Origin of the sequence: Margalitia sp. FSL K6-0131 (assembly GCF_038008735.1) — a bacterium.
Classification (GTDB): Bacteria; Bacillota; Bacilli; order Bacillales; family Bacillaceae_C; genus Margalitia; species Margalitia shackletonii.
This window is the reverse complement of sequence record NZ_JBBOZS010000001.1, coordinates 788,030-804,160: the sequence shown is the minus strand read 5'-3', so window position 1 is coordinate 804,160 and position 16,131 is coordinate 788,030. Positions and strand designations below refer to the sequence as shown.

The 16,131-nt window shown below is 38.6% G+C and carries 20 protein-coding genes; 6 read left to right on the top strand and 14 right to left on the bottom strand.

The window, feature by feature from the left end; all coding sequences use genetic code 11:
* Nucleotides 1-322: 322 nt before the first annotated feature.
* The 5 genes from NSQ59_RS04060 to NSQ59_RS04040 all read right to left on the bottom strand — a co-directional run bounded on the left by NSQ59_RS04060 (nt 323) and on the right by NSQ59_RS04040 (nt 1,924).
* Entirely contained in the window at nt 323-658 is a 336-nt protein-coding gene (locus tag NSQ59_RS04060; protein ID WP_126650067.1) for an ASCH domain-containing protein, read from the bottom strand.
* Complete coding sequence (locus NSQ59_RS04055) at nt 651-986, bottom strand: rhodanese-like domain-containing protein (protein WP_340829444.1); 336 nt, start codon at nt 984-986, stop codon at nt 651-653. The genes NSQ59_RS04060 and NSQ59_RS04055 overlap by 8 nt, the downstream gene beginning before the upstream one ends.
* 181 nt (nt 987-1,167) lie before the next feature.
* Nucleotides 1,168-1,302: a hypothetical protein gene (locus tag NSQ59_RS04050; protein ID WP_340829442.1), complete on the bottom strand. Its 135-nt coding sequence runs from the start codon at nt 1,300-1,302 to the stop codon at nt 1,168-1,170.
* 59 nt (nt 1,303-1,361) lie between these two features.
* Nucleotides 1,362-1,736: a nucleotide excision repair endonuclease gene (locus NSQ59_RS04045; RefSeq protein WP_340829440.1), complete on the bottom strand. Its 375-nt coding sequence runs from the start codon at nt 1,734-1,736 to the stop codon at nt 1,362-1,364.
* A 65-nt stretch (nt 1,737-1,801) separates the two neighbouring features.
* Nucleotides 1,802-1,924, bottom strand: a complete 123-nt coding sequence (locus tag NSQ59_RS04040; protein WP_340829438.1) for a hypothetical protein — start codon at nt 1,922-1,924, stop codon at nt 1,802-1,804.
* Nucleotides 1,925-2,233: 309 nt separating this feature from the next.
* Between NSQ59_RS04040 and NSQ59_RS04035 the strand changes: the two genes are divergently transcribed.
* The 4 genes from NSQ59_RS04035 to NSQ59_RS04020 all read left to right on the top strand — a co-directional run bounded on the left by NSQ59_RS04035 (nt 2,234) and on the right by NSQ59_RS04020 (nt 6,420).
* On the top strand, nt 2,234-4,663 hold the full coding sequence (locus tag NSQ59_RS04035; RefSeq protein WP_340829437.1) for a PhoX family protein: 2,430 nt from the start codon (nt 2,234-2,236) through the stop codon (nt 4,661-4,663).
* A gap of 172 nt (nt 4,664-4,835) precedes the next feature.
* Nucleotides 4,836-5,645 carry a GerAB/ArcD/ProY family transporter gene (locus NSQ59_RS04030; RefSeq protein WP_340829435.1) on the top strand — a complete coding sequence of 270 codons (810 nt, stop codon included), beginning with the start codon at nt 4,836-4,838 and terminating at the stop codon, nt 5,643-5,645.
* Nucleotides 5,632-5,937, top strand: coding sequence for a GerAB/ArcD/ProY family transporter (locus NSQ59_RS04025; RefSeq protein ID WP_340829433.1), 306 nt, complete (start codon nt 5,632-5,634; stop codon nt 5,935-5,937). Before NSQ59_RS04030 ends, NSQ59_RS04025 begins: the two co-directional genes overlap by 14 nt.
* 102 nt (nt 5,938-6,039) lie before the next feature.
* On the top strand, nt 6,040-6,420 hold the full coding sequence (locus NSQ59_RS04020) for a DUF2500 domain-containing protein (RefSeq protein ID WP_055738369.1): 381 nt from the start codon (nt 6,040-6,042) through the stop codon (nt 6,418-6,420).
* A gap of 25 nt (nt 6,421-6,445) precedes the next feature.
* On the opposite strand, the gene NSQ59_RS04015 is transcribed toward NSQ59_RS04020, so the two are convergent.
* Nucleotides 6,446-6,715, bottom strand: a complete 270-nt coding sequence (locus tag NSQ59_RS04015; RefSeq protein ID WP_340829431.1) for a hypothetical protein — start codon at nt 6,713-6,715, stop codon at nt 6,446-6,448.
* A gap of 350 nt (nt 6,716-7,065) precedes the next feature.
* On the opposite strand from NSQ59_RS04015, the gene NSQ59_RS04010 reads away from it, so the two are divergent.
* Both NSQ59_RS04010 and NSQ59_RS04005 read left to right on the top strand, forming a co-directional pair.
* The gene (locus tag NSQ59_RS04010; RefSeq protein WP_340829429.1) at nt 7,066-8,343 is read left to right on the top strand and encodes a hypothetical protein; all 1,278 of its coding nucleotides are present in this window, start codon (nt 7,066-7,068) and stop codon (nt 8,341-8,343) included.
* A 212-nt stretch (nt 8,344-8,555) separates the two neighbouring features.
* Nucleotides 8,556-9,824, top strand: coding sequence for a metal-dependent hydrolase family protein (locus NSQ59_RS04005; protein WP_340829426.1), 1,269 nt, complete (start codon nt 8,556-8,558; stop codon nt 9,822-9,824).
* A gap of 324 nt (nt 9,825-10,148) precedes the next feature.
* Here NSQ59_RS04005 and NSQ59_RS04000 read toward each other — a convergent pair whose 3' ends face one another.
* The 8 genes from NSQ59_RS04000 to NSQ59_RS03965 all read right to left on the bottom strand — a co-directional run bounded on the left by NSQ59_RS04000 (nt 10,149) and on the right by NSQ59_RS03965 (nt 16,053).
* The gene (locus NSQ59_RS04000; RefSeq protein WP_055738365.1) at nt 10,149-11,312 is read right to left on the bottom strand and encodes a hypothetical protein; all 1,164 of its coding nucleotides are present in this window, start codon (nt 11,310-11,312) and stop codon (nt 10,149-10,151) included.
* Nucleotides 11,313-11,565: 253 nt separating this feature from the next.
* Nucleotides 11,566-12,627, bottom strand: coding sequence for a DNA-processing protein DprA (locus tag NSQ59_RS03995; protein ID WP_055738364.1), 1,062 nt, complete (start codon nt 12,625-12,627; stop codon nt 11,566-11,568).
* Between the two features lie 10 nt (nt 12,628-12,637).
* The gene (locus tag NSQ59_RS03990) at nt 12,638-13,489 is read right to left on the bottom strand and encodes a YifB family Mg chelatase-like AAA ATPase (RefSeq protein WP_235950798.1); all 852 of its coding nucleotides are present in this window, start codon (nt 13,487-13,489) and stop codon (nt 12,638-12,640) included.
* Between the two features lie 4 nt (nt 13,490-13,493).
* Nucleotides 13,494-13,802 (bottom strand): hypothetical protein, encoded by a 309-nt coding sequence (locus tag NSQ59_RS03985; RefSeq protein WP_235950797.1) that lies wholly within the window; start codon nt 13,800-13,802, stop codon nt 13,494-13,496.
* A gap of 12 nt (nt 13,803-13,814) precedes the next feature.
* Complete coding sequence (locus NSQ59_RS03980; protein ID WP_340829419.1) at nt 13,815-14,171, bottom strand: magnesium chelatase domain-containing protein; 357 nt, start codon at nt 14,169-14,171, stop codon at nt 13,815-13,817.
* 5 nt (nt 14,172-14,176) lie between these two features.
* Entirely contained in the window at nt 14,177-14,797 is a 621-nt protein-coding gene (locus NSQ59_RS03975; RefSeq protein WP_126649289.1) for a transposase, read from the bottom strand.
* 227 nt (nt 14,798-15,024) lie between these two features.
* Nucleotides 15,025-15,516: a hypothetical protein gene (locus NSQ59_RS03970; RefSeq protein ID WP_055738363.1), complete on the bottom strand. Its 492-nt coding sequence runs from the start codon at nt 15,514-15,516 to the stop codon at nt 15,025-15,027.
* A gap of 72 nt (nt 15,517-15,588) precedes the next feature.
* Complete coding sequence (locus NSQ59_RS03965; protein WP_340829415.1) at nt 15,589-16,053, bottom strand: hypothetical protein; 465 nt, start codon at nt 16,051-16,053, stop codon at nt 15,589-15,591.
* Nucleotides 16,054-16,131 lie beyond the last annotated feature (78 nt).

The following is a 16,131-nucleotide window of genomic DNA, read 5'->3' as shown; positions in this document are numbered from 1 at the left end:
CCAAATAGAGGGTGGGGGTCTTTTTCTGTTTAATGTGGAAAAAATAAAGAAACCTGTGGATTTCTTCAGGTGAAGGGATGAAAAATAGAATCAGTTTGTGGACATCTATATAAGATGTGGATTTTTTTCTGTTTGATGTGGAAAAATCAAAGAAAACGGTGGATTTCTTCAGGTGAAAGGATGAAAACAGTATTGTTTTGTGGAACTTTATATAAACGCTGAAAAATAGAATCGTTTTGATGAACAATAAAAAGTAAAAAAAATTCCCAGAGGATCTCCCTCAAAACAAAAACCTCCACTCAATAGCGGAGGCAAAGCATCGTTACATCGCCTTAAATTCATGTACCCATACTTTCATTTTCGGCACCCAGCGCATACCTGGATGCATGGATAAAATTGATTCCTTATACGCTTCTAAATTCGCAAATCCCTCTTGACGTGCATTTTCTTCTGTCATGTCACCAAGTTGTTGGGAATAGACGTTTTCCACTACAAATTTTTTACCGTCTAATTCCATGATTTCTCCGATATCCGCGTATCTGCCATTTCGGCGAGTAGCAGTCTTCTCCCCTGCCAACACCTTTTTGACATCCCTTTCTACTGTCACAAGACGGTCGACCGAGCATGTTTTAGGTGGTAAAACATTATTTTCACTCATGTTTCTCTCCTCCTTTTTGTTCATTGTAATCCTTCCATGCTGTAATGCCACCTTCAAGCAGCGAAACATGATAATTTTTTTCAGCTAAAATCTTAGCACATTTTGCGGCAGAGTTTCCGGTCGTACAGGTCACAATGATCTCCCTGTCTTTTGGCAAGGTTGAAATCACATCCTCTTGATTTTCAAATATAGCCGATTTATGTATGTTATACGAATTTTCTACATGATATTCCCGAAATTTTTCCTCAGCACGAACATCAAGGACAAACGGTTTCCTGCCCTTCAATTGTTCCTCTAATTCCTTTGGTGTGATCTTTTTGATTTCCAAGTTCCATCCCTCCAATTCTTTTCTTTCATCCTATCATGTTTAAGGGAGAAAATCATACCAAGTTATTAATAGTGCCTTATCTTAGATTTTATGTGACTAATTCATGATTTAATATTACCGATATCTCTATTAATGTTACCTATTATGCATTCTATGTGCCCTCCGTTTTTCATTGGTCCCTTCACCAGCTCTTTTCGCTCCACATCCCATTCCATATGTGACCTCTTTCCTCTTCAAAATCCCCTATATCATATTCTATGTACCTCAATTGTTCATCCGTTACCCATTTTGAATTTTTTCTGCCCTCCCTATTCATTCTAAAACCTCAACCACCCCATCCTAAAATCAAAAAAAGCAACCCCCAGTGAGGATTGCTTATTTATAAAACACCTTTTCCACATTATACTTCGCTTGAAGCTTATTAATAATATAGGTTTCATATATTTCGCGCTCAGTTGGATCATCGACATAAAGCACAGCGATTTTATGGATCTCGTCACGATGGTTCTTGATTGGGGATACGTTGTCCTCAAAGTGTCTGGTTACACGCTGGCGGAGTTTTCTTGCTTTCCCGACAAACAACAGATCGCCGCTGGCATTGTAAAATAAAATAATGCCGCCTTTATCCCTCGCTATCAATCGGTAATCTACAAACCCATATTGACTGCTGATTTTGGATTCCTGTGCATCCACTGCTTGTTTTTTCTTCGTCACGACTACATCCGGTTTTGGAATTTCTATTTTAATCAATCGTTTCACTCCTATTTTAATATCATGAAGACCTATTATAGCATTATTTCCTATTAAAAGAGATCTTATTTTACCATCTCATAAAACAAAGAAATCCCTTTTCCTATTTTACTTCGCGCAATGGTAACTCGTGTTTCGTCAACCAATTTTTGGTTCCCCGCCGCCTTCCATCCAAATGTTTTTTCCATCTTGATCTTACCCCAGTAATCGATTATGAAATTTCCCTTTTTCTAAATCTAAAATTTGTTCATACGTATTCCGACCTATCATCTTATCGGAGTAACCATTGTCCCCTACCACCATAAAATAACCATTCTAATGTGTCAGCCTCTCCGGAGATTTTATCTTTCCTCCAAAATACCTTCCATAATCCGAAAGACTCATTTTCCAACTTCATCGTATCTTTATTTCCCCTTCATACTTTCTTTACATTAAAACGCTTTAATGAACTTGTAAGATAGGAAACTATTAATCCATTTATCTAAAGGAGGATATTCATGAAAAAGAGGTTGGCATTTGCTCTAACTGCAAGCTTGCTTGTCCCATCCGCTATTCCGGCATTAGCAGCACCCGTGAAGGACATAAAGGTCGAATCCATTGCCTTCAAAGGGATGGATGCACCGAAAACAGTAAAGGAAATGAGTCAAACGTACACAAATGCTTCTGTAGAAATTACATATAGTAATGGATCTAAAAGAATCGTACCGCTTACGTACAACAAATTATTTAAATCAGAAGATGCGATTGCCTTAAACAAAGGAAAACTAATTCCTGCTGGCACACCGATTGATGTGAATGGAAATCCAATCATCGACCCAACTGCTTCCGGAAAAAATCCATACTTTGTATCGGATGCGCCTGATGCAAACAGCGTCATGAAGGTTGGGAACCAAATTTATATGGTTACACACTATGAATACCAAACCCTCTCTGCAGACGGAAAATCAGCTTACGGTGTGGTACCTGCTTCTATGTCCCTATCCAAATTAAAGCAGGACAAGGCAACTGGGGCGTTAACCGTTGAAAGCGTGAAAAAGATTGATTTCAAAGACGTTAATGGAATTTGGATTCCTTGTAATGGAACCCTTTCACCTTGGAATACACACCTCGGTTCGGAAGAGTACGAACCAGATGCAAGAGCCTTCGAGGCGGATCCTGCTTCAAGTGCGGCTACATATACAAAAAGCTTTGCCAAATTGTATTTTGGGGACGAATCAAAAGCCAATCCGTATTTTTACGGATGGATTCCTGAAATTACAGTAAAAGAAAATGGGGACACGAAGGTGGTCAAACACTATAGTACCGGCCGCTTCTCCCATGAGTTAATGCACATCATGCCAGATAATCGCACAGCCTTTTTCGGTGATGATGGCGGTAATACGATGATGTTTATGTATGTTGCTGATAAAGCGAAAGACTTATCGTCCGGAACATTATATGCATCGAAATTTACCCAAACTGGTACTGAGAATGGCGGTGCAGGCAACTTAACATGGATCAAGCTTGGGCATGCGACTGATAAAGAAGTCAAAAATATTATTGATAAAGGGACAACATTCAGCGATATTTTCGAAACAGCTGATCAACCGACACCAGGTTTTACACCAATTAAAACCTACTCATCTAGTAAAATCGAATATTTAAAAGTAAAACCGGGTATGGAAAAAGCAGCTGCCTTTCTTGAACCGCGTCGCTATGCTGCCATGCAAGGAGCAACATCTGAGTGGAACAAGATGGAAGGTCTCGCTGTCAATACAAAAGATAAGAAGCTATATGTTGCTATGTCTTATGTGGAGAAATCGATGGAAAAGGACTCTACAGGAAAAGATCCTGCTGACGATATCCAGCTTCCAAAAGTAAAATCTGGCGTTACTTATGAATTGAGCTTAACAGGCGGACAAAAGGACAAGACTGGGCAAACCATTAACAGCGGCTATGTTGCCAGTTCTCTTAAAGGATTAGTTGTTGGCGAAGATTTACAGAAACCCGATTCATATGGCAATACAGCAAATCCCGATAAAGTTGCCAATCCTGATAATCTAACATTCTCTGATGATTTAAGAACCCTTTTCATAGGAGAAGACAGCGGTATGCATACAAACAACTTTGTATGGGCCTACAATCTCGATACAAAAAAATTAACCAGAATTCTTTCCGTTCCTGCTGGTGCCGAGGCAACTGGTCTAAAATATGTTGGTCAGTTAAATGGACATTCCTACCTCATGAGCAATTTTCAGCATCCGGGGGATGAGCTCGACAATTTTGATATCACGGCCATTAATAAAGACGAGTTAAAAGCAGAAATTGATAAAGAAATTGGAATCAATAAAACGGGCGGAGTCGGTTATCTTAACGGATTGCCTGCTTTAAAGCAAGGGCAAACTGCTATTCATGGGGAACCAATCGGACGATTGATTATCAAAAAAGATGTCCCTATCTATAAAACAGACAAAAACGGTAACCTCAAAGCATCTGGTCATGTAAAAAAAGGCACCATTCCTTATTACGGAGTGGAGGGAGATTATTATTACATCGGCGGTAACCAATATATCCGCTCGGAAGCCGGGAAAGTAATTCCTTATGAAGGCTGTCTGCTTGTACGGAAAGCAACTGCTATGTACGGACCAGACGGAAAAAAATATAAAACATTAAAGGCCGGCGAACAAGTAAAAGTGTATGACCAAGATAGCCAAAAATATGATGTTGGAAATGGTTATTACGTAAAAAAAGACAGCAATGTTTCCTATGTAGTAGGTATTGTAAAAATAAAAAAAGATACCGCACTCTATAAAAACGGAAAAAAAGTTAGAGTTCTTAAAAAGGGGGAGCAATACAAGGTATATAAATTAGAAGAAAATAAATTAAATCTTGGCAGCGGACAGTATGTGTATGCTGACCATGCCTATATCGAGTACACGAAAAATTAAATAACTTAAATCATTGCCCTTTAACTATTTTGGTTATTGGGCAATGATTATTTGAAGAGATACTTTGAATAAAGAATTGCTAATAGTTGCTCTGCATTTTCATAATTCCCCTTTAATTGGTAACACTAACTTCCATGTACAAAAAGAAGATTTACCTGTTGGAGGTAGCTAGATGCAGCCGCAAACCATTTCCGATGCACAAAAGATCTCACCCTATTATATTTTTTTCCTTATTATCACAATGCAGGTTGGGGTGGGTTTACTTGATTATCAAAAATTTCTTGCTAAATATGCAGGGTATGATGGTTGGCAGGCAGTAATTATCGCAGGGATAACAACGAATATCTTGTTGTGGATAATGTTTAAACAAGTAGAAATGGTAAAAGGAGATTTTTGCGATATTCATTGGACTGTTTTCGGAAAACTGCTTGGAAATCTTCTAAATATTATTTTTGCATTTTATTATTTATGGTATGCGGTTACAGTGCTCAGAAATTATATTGAAATTGTTCAAGTTTGGATGTTCCCTGATTTAAGTACTTTTTGGTTTGCAACCGGCTATATTTTATTATGTCTCTATATTATTTACGGTGGGTTACGTACCCTTGTTGGAATAGCCTTTTTTGCCTTTGCCCTTCCGTTTTATATTATTTATGTCCAAGGCTTTACCCTTCCGTTTTCTAATTTCTATCACTTTTTACCGGTATTTGACCATTCGTTTAATGATGTGATGACAGCATCCCAAAGCATGACGTTATCCAATATGGGGTATGAAACGCTCCTCATTTACTATCCATTTTTAAAAAACCCAAATAAGGCCAAAAAGTGGGGACAGCTTTCCTTAATCTTTACGACCTTTATGTATTTATATATAACTCTCCTAACATTTGCATTCTTTGCACAGGATGAGCTCAAAAAGGAGGTTTGGCCGACATTGACCTCTTTTAAAATTGTAAAAATTACCCGTTGTGGAACGTTTTGAATTCATCGGAATCGCCAACTGGAGTTTAATTGTTTTACCCAGTATCTGTTTATCCCTTTGGTGTTCAGGCAGATTGATAAAAAGAACGACAAAGTTAAAAATGAAACACAACATAATTATTTTAAGTATCCTTGTAGTACTAGGCTGTATCCTTTTTGATAAAAAATCTCAAATAGATATATTAAACGAAATCATCAATGATCTGGGATTTATCATCGTTTATATCTACATCCCTATCCTGCTCTTATTATTATGGCTTGTTATGAAAATCAAGGCAAAAAAGCAAACATAGAACAGACAAAATTCCCTCTTATTTAGAGGGGTTTACTGTTTTAGCACGAAACTTTTCCAGTCGAACAATCGTATATCCTCTAAAGGAAAGGGGGTGTAAGACATGGAAGAAATTGTATTTTCTGCTGGACCATATTTTATTGGTATTGTTTTTTTAATAGTGTTCGTGGTAATTATTTTTACAGTTATAAAGGGAATTACTCAGTGGCAAAAAAATGAGCGGTCACCTAGGATTTCTGTACCAGTGACGGTAAAAACGAAAAGAACTGATGTAAGACGCCATGCTAACCATAATGACAATCTAGTTTCTCATAGTACGAGCACGTCCTATTATGTTACGTTTGAATTTGAAAGCGGCGATCGTTCTGAATTTCATATATCAGGTTCTGAGTATGGCCAATTAGCTGAAGGGGATTCCGGTATCTTAACCTTCCAAGGAACAAGATATCTCGGATTTGAACGGAGGGTTGGGCATCAAGCATAGACCGAGGTGTGTTTTCATCTTGGTTTTATTTTTTTTGGACAGACATAAAAATCTGTATAGTAGATAGGAACATAAATACTAAAATTCCGATACTGACAAAATAAGAAATGTCAGGTTGATAATCAAAAATGTGAAAGAAATAGGCAGATATAATTACTAAGGCTAGTAAAAAAAGCTCAAAAATGACTCCCATTATCAAAAACAGTAAATAAGGAATTACGATTCCCCTATCTGAAATATGTTTTAAAGTCAAACCTTCCCAACAGAAATCTGCAACCTTATGGAAAATCTGCATTTTATCCACCTCTATGACTATTCAAGTGAAAATAGCTTTATAAAATGAAAGAGTTTGTGCACAAATTTTTTACGGCAAAGTACCGCTTTCCTATATAGTATGTCCATCAAATGGATTATTTAACACTTATATGTTATTTTAGTACAGAGTATTTTTTAAACAGGAATACCTTTCTACTAATCTTGCATATAATGTAATTTCCGTATGGCTAATTTGTTGTGCGGATGACCTATCTTATTAATATAGAAAAAAATAGGCTTTTCAGACTGTAACACGGACGAAAAAGATTCGTCTAATGTGTGTAATAAAATTTAAAGATACACCATTTATAAAAATTGGGGGATCAATACATGATGAAATATAAAAAAGGTAAAATGTTGACGGCTTTGGGGTTGGGGCTTGCTCTCATTCTTGGCGGATGCGGATCGGAAGAAAATCAAAACCCAAAGCAAACAAGCGATGTTTCCATAGCGGATAAGGGACAATCGAAATCGGAAACATCGAATACAAAACAACATTCAGGTAAAAACGAGACTGCAGGTTCTAATCAATCATCGGAGACACAAACGAATGTTGGAAAAACGAGTTCCAATTCATCTAAAACTTCCACACCTCCTACAAATATATCAAAAAAAAAAATAAATATGAGTGATGTAACAGCAGTCCGACTTGCAGACCCGCAAATTGGCTGGGTCGGAGGAGATGGCTGGATAGCTAAAACGGTTAACGGCGGAAAAAACTGGGCGGTGAGTTACCAAGGAATCGGGACAGTACGGCAAATTTTTGCTTTAAATCAACAAAATGTTTGGGCGACAATAGACCAGGGCGGAAATAGTCTAAGATTGCTGCAATCAAAGGATGGCGGTTTACACTGGACATTAATCGGTACTGCACCAAATAAAGAATTTCTTCATTTTATTTCGGGTGACACTGCTCTTAGCGGAAATGCCTATTCATTAGATGGAGGCAGAACATGGCATCCGATTTCTACACCGAAAAACATGGTGGACCAAGCGTATTTCCATGATTTGAAAAACGGATGGGCAGTTACTGAGAGCAATAAAGTGTTAACTGTGCAGAAAACAACAGATGGAGGAAAGACTTGGCGTCCTGTTTTAACGAAAAAACTAGCATCCCCTTTAGAGGGTGTTATTATTCGATCTACAGGAGTGCATGATGCCTGGATTGAATGCATTGGTGATTCCGGAATGAACCAAACATCCTACTCCGTTTTCCATACAGCAGATGGAGGTAATTCATGGAAAACCGTTATTGCTAATTCAACTGCTGGGGGAGGGCCTGCTCCGGGATTTACCCAAAAGGATAATAAAGGTCCAAAAAATAAAGGATCGAAACCTGGCCCATTATATGTAGTCAGCCCGCAAGTTGCCTTCATGGGAGGGACTTGTCCGGCTTGTGATAATCCTAATTCCATCGGCTGGACAAAAGACGGGGGAAAAACATGGGTAAATAGCAAGGAAACCTTTAAAGGATACGGTGAATCCTACCTGGCTATCGCCGACAAAAACCATGGCTGGTGGATCATGACGGAAAACAATAAACCAAGTATCATGTACACTACTTCCGATGGCGGAACCCACTGGACCAAGGTCCACATCTTCCGTTAGGGTTAACGGAAAGTCACCGCAAAAGGATTGGCAAGCGCCAGTCCTTTTTTGTGTTCCGAAATGGGACAGATTGCACCACTTTTACCCTTTACATGATTAAAAAAATATTTAGATTTCCGAAAGAAATGTTGTTTTTTTGCAGGATATCCGCTGAATTACATTGAATATTAGTAATTGAAAGAATAAACACACAAAAAGGAAGGGATACTCACATGACTTACGTACTTGTAAAAAACGGAACACTAATCGATGGAAATGGCGGAGAGCCGATTCAGGATGCTGCAGTTTTACTAAAAGACAACAAAATCAAACAAGTAGGCAGAGCAAATGAGATTCGCCTTCCAGACGAAGAAGTAGAAATACTAGATGCAGAGAATGGTTATATCCTGCCTGGACTATTTGATACACATGTTCATATGATGATGGAGTTTTCTAATCTTGAAAAAACAGTTTCCACTCCATTCTCCTATCATTTTTACCAAGCAATCGAGTATATGAAGAAAACAGTGAATGCAGGGATTACTTCTGTGCGTGATGCCGGCTTTACAGATGTAGGTGTAAAGCAAGCTATTGAAAATGGCCTTGTGCTTGGACCGAGAATGCAAGTTAGTATTAACCCGCTAACGATTACTGGCGGCCATGGTGACAGTTGGACAAGATCCGGAATTGATACTACTAGACCTACCTATCCTGGTATGCCAAGCGGACTCTGTGACGGCCCCGAACAAGTTCGCCAACGAGTAAGGGAAATGCTAAGAGCCGGTGCTGATATCATTAAAGTTCATGCAACTGGCGGGGTAATGAGCCCGACAGATCATCCGGAGTTTACTCAGTTCTCCTTCGAAGAGTTAAGTATAATGGTGGAAGAAGCAAGATTCCGCCGCGGTATAAAAGTAATGGCTCATGCCCAAGGTGCAGAAGGAGTCAAAAATGCCGTACGTGCAGGCATTCACTCTATTGAACACGGTATTTACCTGGATGATGAAGCGATTGAGTTAATGCTGAAACATGGAACTTACCTAGTGCCAACCTTACTTGCACCAGTAGCCGTTTTAGAGCAAGGGAAAAACAGTAATAATATGCCGGCACATGCTATTCAAAAAGCATTGGAAGTGGTGGATATCCACCATGAAAGTGTTGCGAAGGCATACAAAGCAGGGGTTAAAATTGCAATGGGTACAGACGCAGGGGTTATGCCTCACGGAACCAATCTTCGTGAATTGAACCTAATGTGCGGCATTGGTATGAGCCCAATGGAATCCCTTGTTGCAACAACAAAGGTTGCCGCTGAATGCCTTGGCTGGGAAGATAGATTAGGAACTGTCGAAGAAGGAAAATTAGCCGATCTAGTCATCACGAAGGCTAACCCATTAGCTGATATCGCCGCTCTTGAAAATCAAGACAATATCGTTACCGTTGTAAAAGATGGGAAAGTAGTAAAGGATTTACGAGTGGCAAACACTAATTCAGTTACTCAATAATTTTCAATGGCCAAATCACCCAGGTGATTTGGTCATTTTCATGGAGTGCTATAGTTTACCGGACACCAGTTCCGTTACATGTGACAAAACGGGAGATTTCGCAAAGTTTGCGGACCCTGGTTCCGTTATTATGCAAAAATACGTTGATTTCCTAATGTTTTTATACCAATAGCGTACTGTGAGTCCGCTTAGACCTGAAATTATGGCCATTTTGTCGAAATAACGGATTCTGTGTCCGCCATTTTGATTGTTCCATTATCACACTTCCACGCAAAAAAATCCTTCCCATGTCAGCGTCCGCTTTCCACAGGAGGGATTTTTATTTTATAATGTCTTCATTAATACACTTGCTAACACAACCGACGCTACTGTTACTGTTGTAAAACCACCTATTAATAAAGGGGTAAGCAACTGAGAAAACAACCATTCTTCCTCTTTTTTATTGCGAGCCAGGGAACGGCTGATTTCTTGGCAGATCATATAGTCTCCCGGGAATCCGAATAGGGCTGTTAGAGCAACAGGGATGCCAAGGAATTTATCCCATTTGAAAATTTTTGATCCTACAATACCCCCAATAATAATACCAAATGCCCCTACTGCAAGAATAAGCAGTACTGCAGGTAAATTACGTAAAAATACATCAAAGGTTACGGAATTCAGAGATGGTAATAATACAACAATCAGTGCAGCATTTGCAATGCCGAACGCATTGGCTCTTTGCATCATGTTCTCTCGATAAAATCCAATTTTTATTCCAATAAAACCGATAACAAGTGACCATAGGCTGTAATGAATGCCTGTCCATTTTCCCAGTAAAACAGCTATAGCACCACCTAAAAATAATTGAAAAATTAGCACTGCGGAGGTTGCATATTTTTCCGGAATCCATGATTTAGAGGTTTCTGCTGCTGCAGCCGCTACTTCATTTGCTGCTTCCCCATCGATATTGTGTGAGTCGCGCAGCTTCACACCATACTTTCTTAAAAAATTGGAAGCGAGCGGCAAGCCAAGGATACTTTGTAAAGCTAATATAAGTGCAGGAATAACAATAATAGATGTCATACCGATTGCTTTTAATTTTTCTGATGTAATAACAAATGCGATAATTCCACCAGTTAACGGCCCGATTCCCGAAGCTGCCGTCTTATAACCTAGTATCGGAGTTGCAATGGCAAGAATAAGAATAGTAGCAAATATAATACCGATAATCGCAATAATAACAGATTTATATTGTGCTTTTAATGTTTTTAACGGAATGAGTGTCCCCATATGTACAATAAGCGGTGCTATCATAAGCCCTCCAAAAACGGTTAATGGGGTCTTGTCCGTCAGATTGGTAGGAATAATACCTGCCCAAAGGGAAAGTAAATAACCTAAAAAAACAACGAATAGCATTGGAACTCTTGCCCGACTAACAATAGAAATAACTTCTCCAATCATTACTAGTGCTAACACGACGACGCTTGCAACGATAGGCTCATTAAGCATCTAAATCCCTCCTAAATGTCTTGTCTTGAAGCAACGGGACATACCAATAAAAAAGTATTCTCGCAACATTCTCTGAATTGATAAATAATTTGGAAATTACAATCAATTCTATTGATATTGTTAACGCATGTCAACCCCTTCGTTACTCGAAAGATAAAAAAATTTCTGAAAACGTTTACAACGGGTGTCAGGCACCACTCGTGGACAAAACGCAAAAGTGTCCACATCTGGTGGACACTTCAAGCACATGGAATTATACTTTTTTCACTACATTCCCGCGTATAATAATTCTTCCATTCAATTCAAGATCAAAAAGTTCATTCATTAATAATTGCTCATTTATTTTCAGGAGTTCCGACAAACTGGAGATTGTATGGGGGTTAGATGATTCGGAAAGTGTGGATAATATTTGGTTATATTGTTCATGCTCTTTAGGCGGCTCGCACTCCATTTTAAGATCGCGAATAGCTTCGAGGCTGTTTATTCCCAGATAAGGTTCCACCCCTTGAGCAAGCAATTGATTTGTTCCAACACCTTCTGGCACATGAATATAGCTTGGAACAGCATATATTTTTTTCCCTTGACCAACAGCAAATTTCTCGGTCCAAAGAGCTCCACTCCTCATCCCTGCTTCCACCACGACTAGCTCTGTAGACCAGGCACTAATAAGGGCATTACGCCTCAGAAAAAACGGTGGTTTTGGTAAAGTACCCGGTGGATATTGCGAAAGGATGGCACCATCGGCTTCAAGAATTTCATGGTAAAGTCGGAAATGCTCCTTTGGGTAACAAACATCCACGCCACCGGCAAGAAATGCGATTGCCGTACCCCCATGTTGAACGCAAGATGCATGTGCATAACTATCAATGCCTTTTGCAAGACCACTGACAACGGGAATATGTAATCCTGCCAATTGCTTTCCTATTTCCTCCGCAACCTTTCTTCCATACGCTGTACATCTTCTTGAGCCAACAACGGCAATCGAGTGTTCAAATGGTCTCAGATGCCCTTTATAAAATAAAAGCACAGGAGACTCTGGACATATTTTAGCAGAAGTTGGATATAAAGGATCATCGAAGGAAAGTAACCCAATCCCCTGTTTTATTGCTTTTTCAGCAATCGTTTCAGCATCTTTTAGAGAACGATTGTTTAATACAGAGGAAATAACCCTTTTATTAAGTCCTTTTACCGCCTCAAGTTCTTCCCTAGCTGCCTTGTAAACCGACAACGGTGATCGAAAGTATTTAATCAGTCTTTTTTGAAAAACGGGGCCGACATGTGGCAGTATACTTAACCAAATCCAATATACCTTCATATAGATTGTTTCACCTCCTTATGAACGCCAATTTATCCTTTTCCAAGTCACGGCTTAATAAGCTTTTTCTCATATGTTCATAGCGAATATCCTCACTTTCTTCCATATCTGCAATTGTTCGGGCAATTTTAATGTATTTGTGAATTGCCCTGCCAATATATTGAAAGCGTTCAGCCGCAACCCGCAACAGACTGATCGTTCCACTATCTAAACGGCAAAATCTATCAATGTGTGCAGGTGTCATCTGAGCGTTGCAATTAATAGAAGGTACATCCCGAAAGCGCTCTTGCTGTAATTTGCGAGCCTTTTCCATTACTATTCTTATATCTCTTGAACTTTTCCCTTGTAAATCCTCATCAAAAAAATCCACGATTCCGACATATTTTTGAATATCCATTCTATCCATGATTGGTCCTGATAATTTCTGCCGGTATTTTAAAATTTCATAATCGGTACATCTACATTTTTCCTGTCCAAAATAACCACAGGGGCAAGGGTTCATAGCACCTACTAACATAAAGTTTGCAGGATAAGTGTTGGAACCCCATACTCTTGTAATCGTCACACTTTTATCTTCTAGTGGCTGCCGCAAAGAATCTAGTGACTTCCTACTAAACTCTCCCATTTCGTCTAAAAATAAGACGCCATTATGAGCAAGGGAAATTTCTCCTGGACGGGCATAAGTCCCTCCACCAATTAACGAATTTGTTGACGCATTATGATGCGGTGCACGAAACGGTCTCTCTGTTAAAAGGGCACATTTTGTTTTTAACAAATTTGCTACACTGTAAATCTTCATTACCTCTAAAGACTCTTCTTCTGTCATATTCGGTAATATGCTTGGAATTCTTTTTGCAATCATTGATTTACCAGCTCCAGGTGGGCCAATCATCAAAAAAATTATGGCCGCCAGCCGCAGCAATGGCTAAAAATTCTATCAGAAGGGATTGCCCTTTTACATCCTTAAAATCCAAGTCTTTATAAAATGGTAGGTCCTCACTGCTATTTTCATCATTAACGGAACATATTTGCTGACCACCGTTTAAAAATTGAATAACATCCTGCAGCTTTTCACACCCAACTACTTCTATTCCTTTTACTAATCTAGCTTCCGCAACATTTTCCCGAGCCACGAATAATTTTGTTATTCTTGCTTCCTTTGCCTTCATAACCATCGGAAGCACTCCCTATACAGGACGAATAGTTGAATTTAATGAAAGCTCCCCAATAAAACCAACCTTTTGCAAAGAGGGTACTTGAATCTGGTTCGTTCTAATTAAAAGGCCTATTGCCATTGCCAAGTCGAAGTGAGTACCTGCTTTTTTCATATCAGAAGGGGCAAGATTGAATACTACTTTCTGAGGAGGAAACAGATAATTAGCATGCCTTATCGCCACCTCCAATCGCTCCTTCGCCTCCTTCACCGCTTTATCCCCTAAACCAACAATCGATACAGATGGAAGGCCGATTAATGTTTCTGTTTCGACCTCCACCACATATCCATCAATACCGGAAATCGCAAAGCTGTATACAGTTGATGCCATATTCATCACCACCCTTTGCTGAATTGATAATAGGGATCGGTACTCGTCATAGCAGTATTTAATTTTCCATTCGGGAAAAATGTCAGTCTAGAATAATTGGTGTTTAAATAGCTTTTATAGTTTTCAGCAAGGGGAGGGTAAAAATAAGAGAAGATTTTTTCCGTCGTAATCAGCGGGTTTTTCTCACCGAGGAGATAAGTGCGGTAACTGCTCCATGGGTAGTCCTCTGGATGCTTGACAATATTTGCCCTCAGTGGGTTTAAGTGAATGTATTTACTGACCTCCAGCTCATATTCAGGAGTATCGATGAGTTCATCACCATATCTGCTTTGGAAGACATGACCGTCATAATCATATCGCTTGTTAAAATATTTGGCGTATTTTGTGTGCAAATGCTTCATAATATCGCTTGGTGAATGTTCAATGGTTTCTACTTGGAGGTGAATATGATTAGTCATGAGGCAATATGTGTGCAGTTTAAAGGGGTAACGTTGTTTTACCTCTGTTAATAAGTGAAGGTATTCTAGGCGGTCGTGATCATCAAGAAAGAGGTCCATTTTTCGAATGCCTCGACTTGTAATATGATATTTGGCCCCCGGAAACCAAAAACGTCGTTTACGGACCAAGTAAATCACTCCTTTATTTTTTTAACTGGAAAATGGGATGTAGGGGTGAAAAGGAAATTAATGCGTGGCTTTCTTACTCAATTCGACTAATCTCGTATAAATCCTTCTTAATTTTATTAAAATTTTAATATGGATCTATTATCCAAAATTAGTTTTGCATTACTTGGAGGGAAATACCATTTCAAATCCTATAAAAATAAACTGTCCTCCACACAAGGACAATATTCCTAATTGTCTACAGATGGTGCCTGACACCACTTAAAGAGAAGGAGCGTTAGGGATTGAATGATGAAGTAGACAGTAAAAGAGTAAGCTAATTGCCACCCCTCATAGATGAACACATGGAATTGCTTGGTTAGCCATTCAAACATGGTTCCAACCAGTGTGCAACCGATGATATAAAATAAAATTGTAAAACCTTTGATTCTGAACTTATCAAAAAAGTAAATAAAAAGATAAGCGAACGGGGCGTAAAAAAGATATAAAACAAGGTCAAAAAGATCGAACTTAGGAGTGTCCATTAAATTATACATATCCACTCTTGGGGCAGCTAAAAGATGATCCGAAATCCTTGCTACCGTAGATCCAAACATCATCAGCAGAATCGAGATGCTAATAGGGAACCTCTTTGGTAATAGAAAAACAATAGTATACGAAATGATAATTCCAATAATCACAAACCATTCATTTTCATCAAATTTTTGCGGAAGCGGCAGCATTTTCTCTCTTCAGCCCCTTATTTATGGAATTGGTATTCAGTGTTTATAAAAATAATTATCCAAACGAAGTGTTTAACCCAACTTTTTTTCGAAAAATTGAAACGATTTTATTAAAATGCCGAATAAGACCGTCGTGAAAACGAAAACTAGCAGTGACTTCCACGCTTGCCAGTTGATATAAATAATTACATTCCATAATACCAACCAACATTCAACCCCAAGGAGAATTCCAATTAGTAGGGCGGTCAAGCAAATTTTCGTTAACTGTTTCTTTACCATTGGAAGCATATTAAAATAAAGCAAAAATAGTAATGGAGTTAGTAAAACCTCATATAATCGAAAAATGATAAAAAGTTCCGCACTCTTCCCAATGGTCCATACATCTAAATTTATATAAAGAATGGCATAGTAGCATGAGAAAACAAATTCTGCGATCATTAAAATAAAGAGATTTTCTAATTTATTTCGCTTCTTCTTTAACAAACAAAAAGAAATCAACCCAATCATCCACACGTCTATAAAAAAAGCAAGTTTCATAACCACCCACTCAATCATAAATAAATCTACTTACTTATTAAGTTGGTTATTTCATTGCCTTTTTATGCAAAAAGGTGC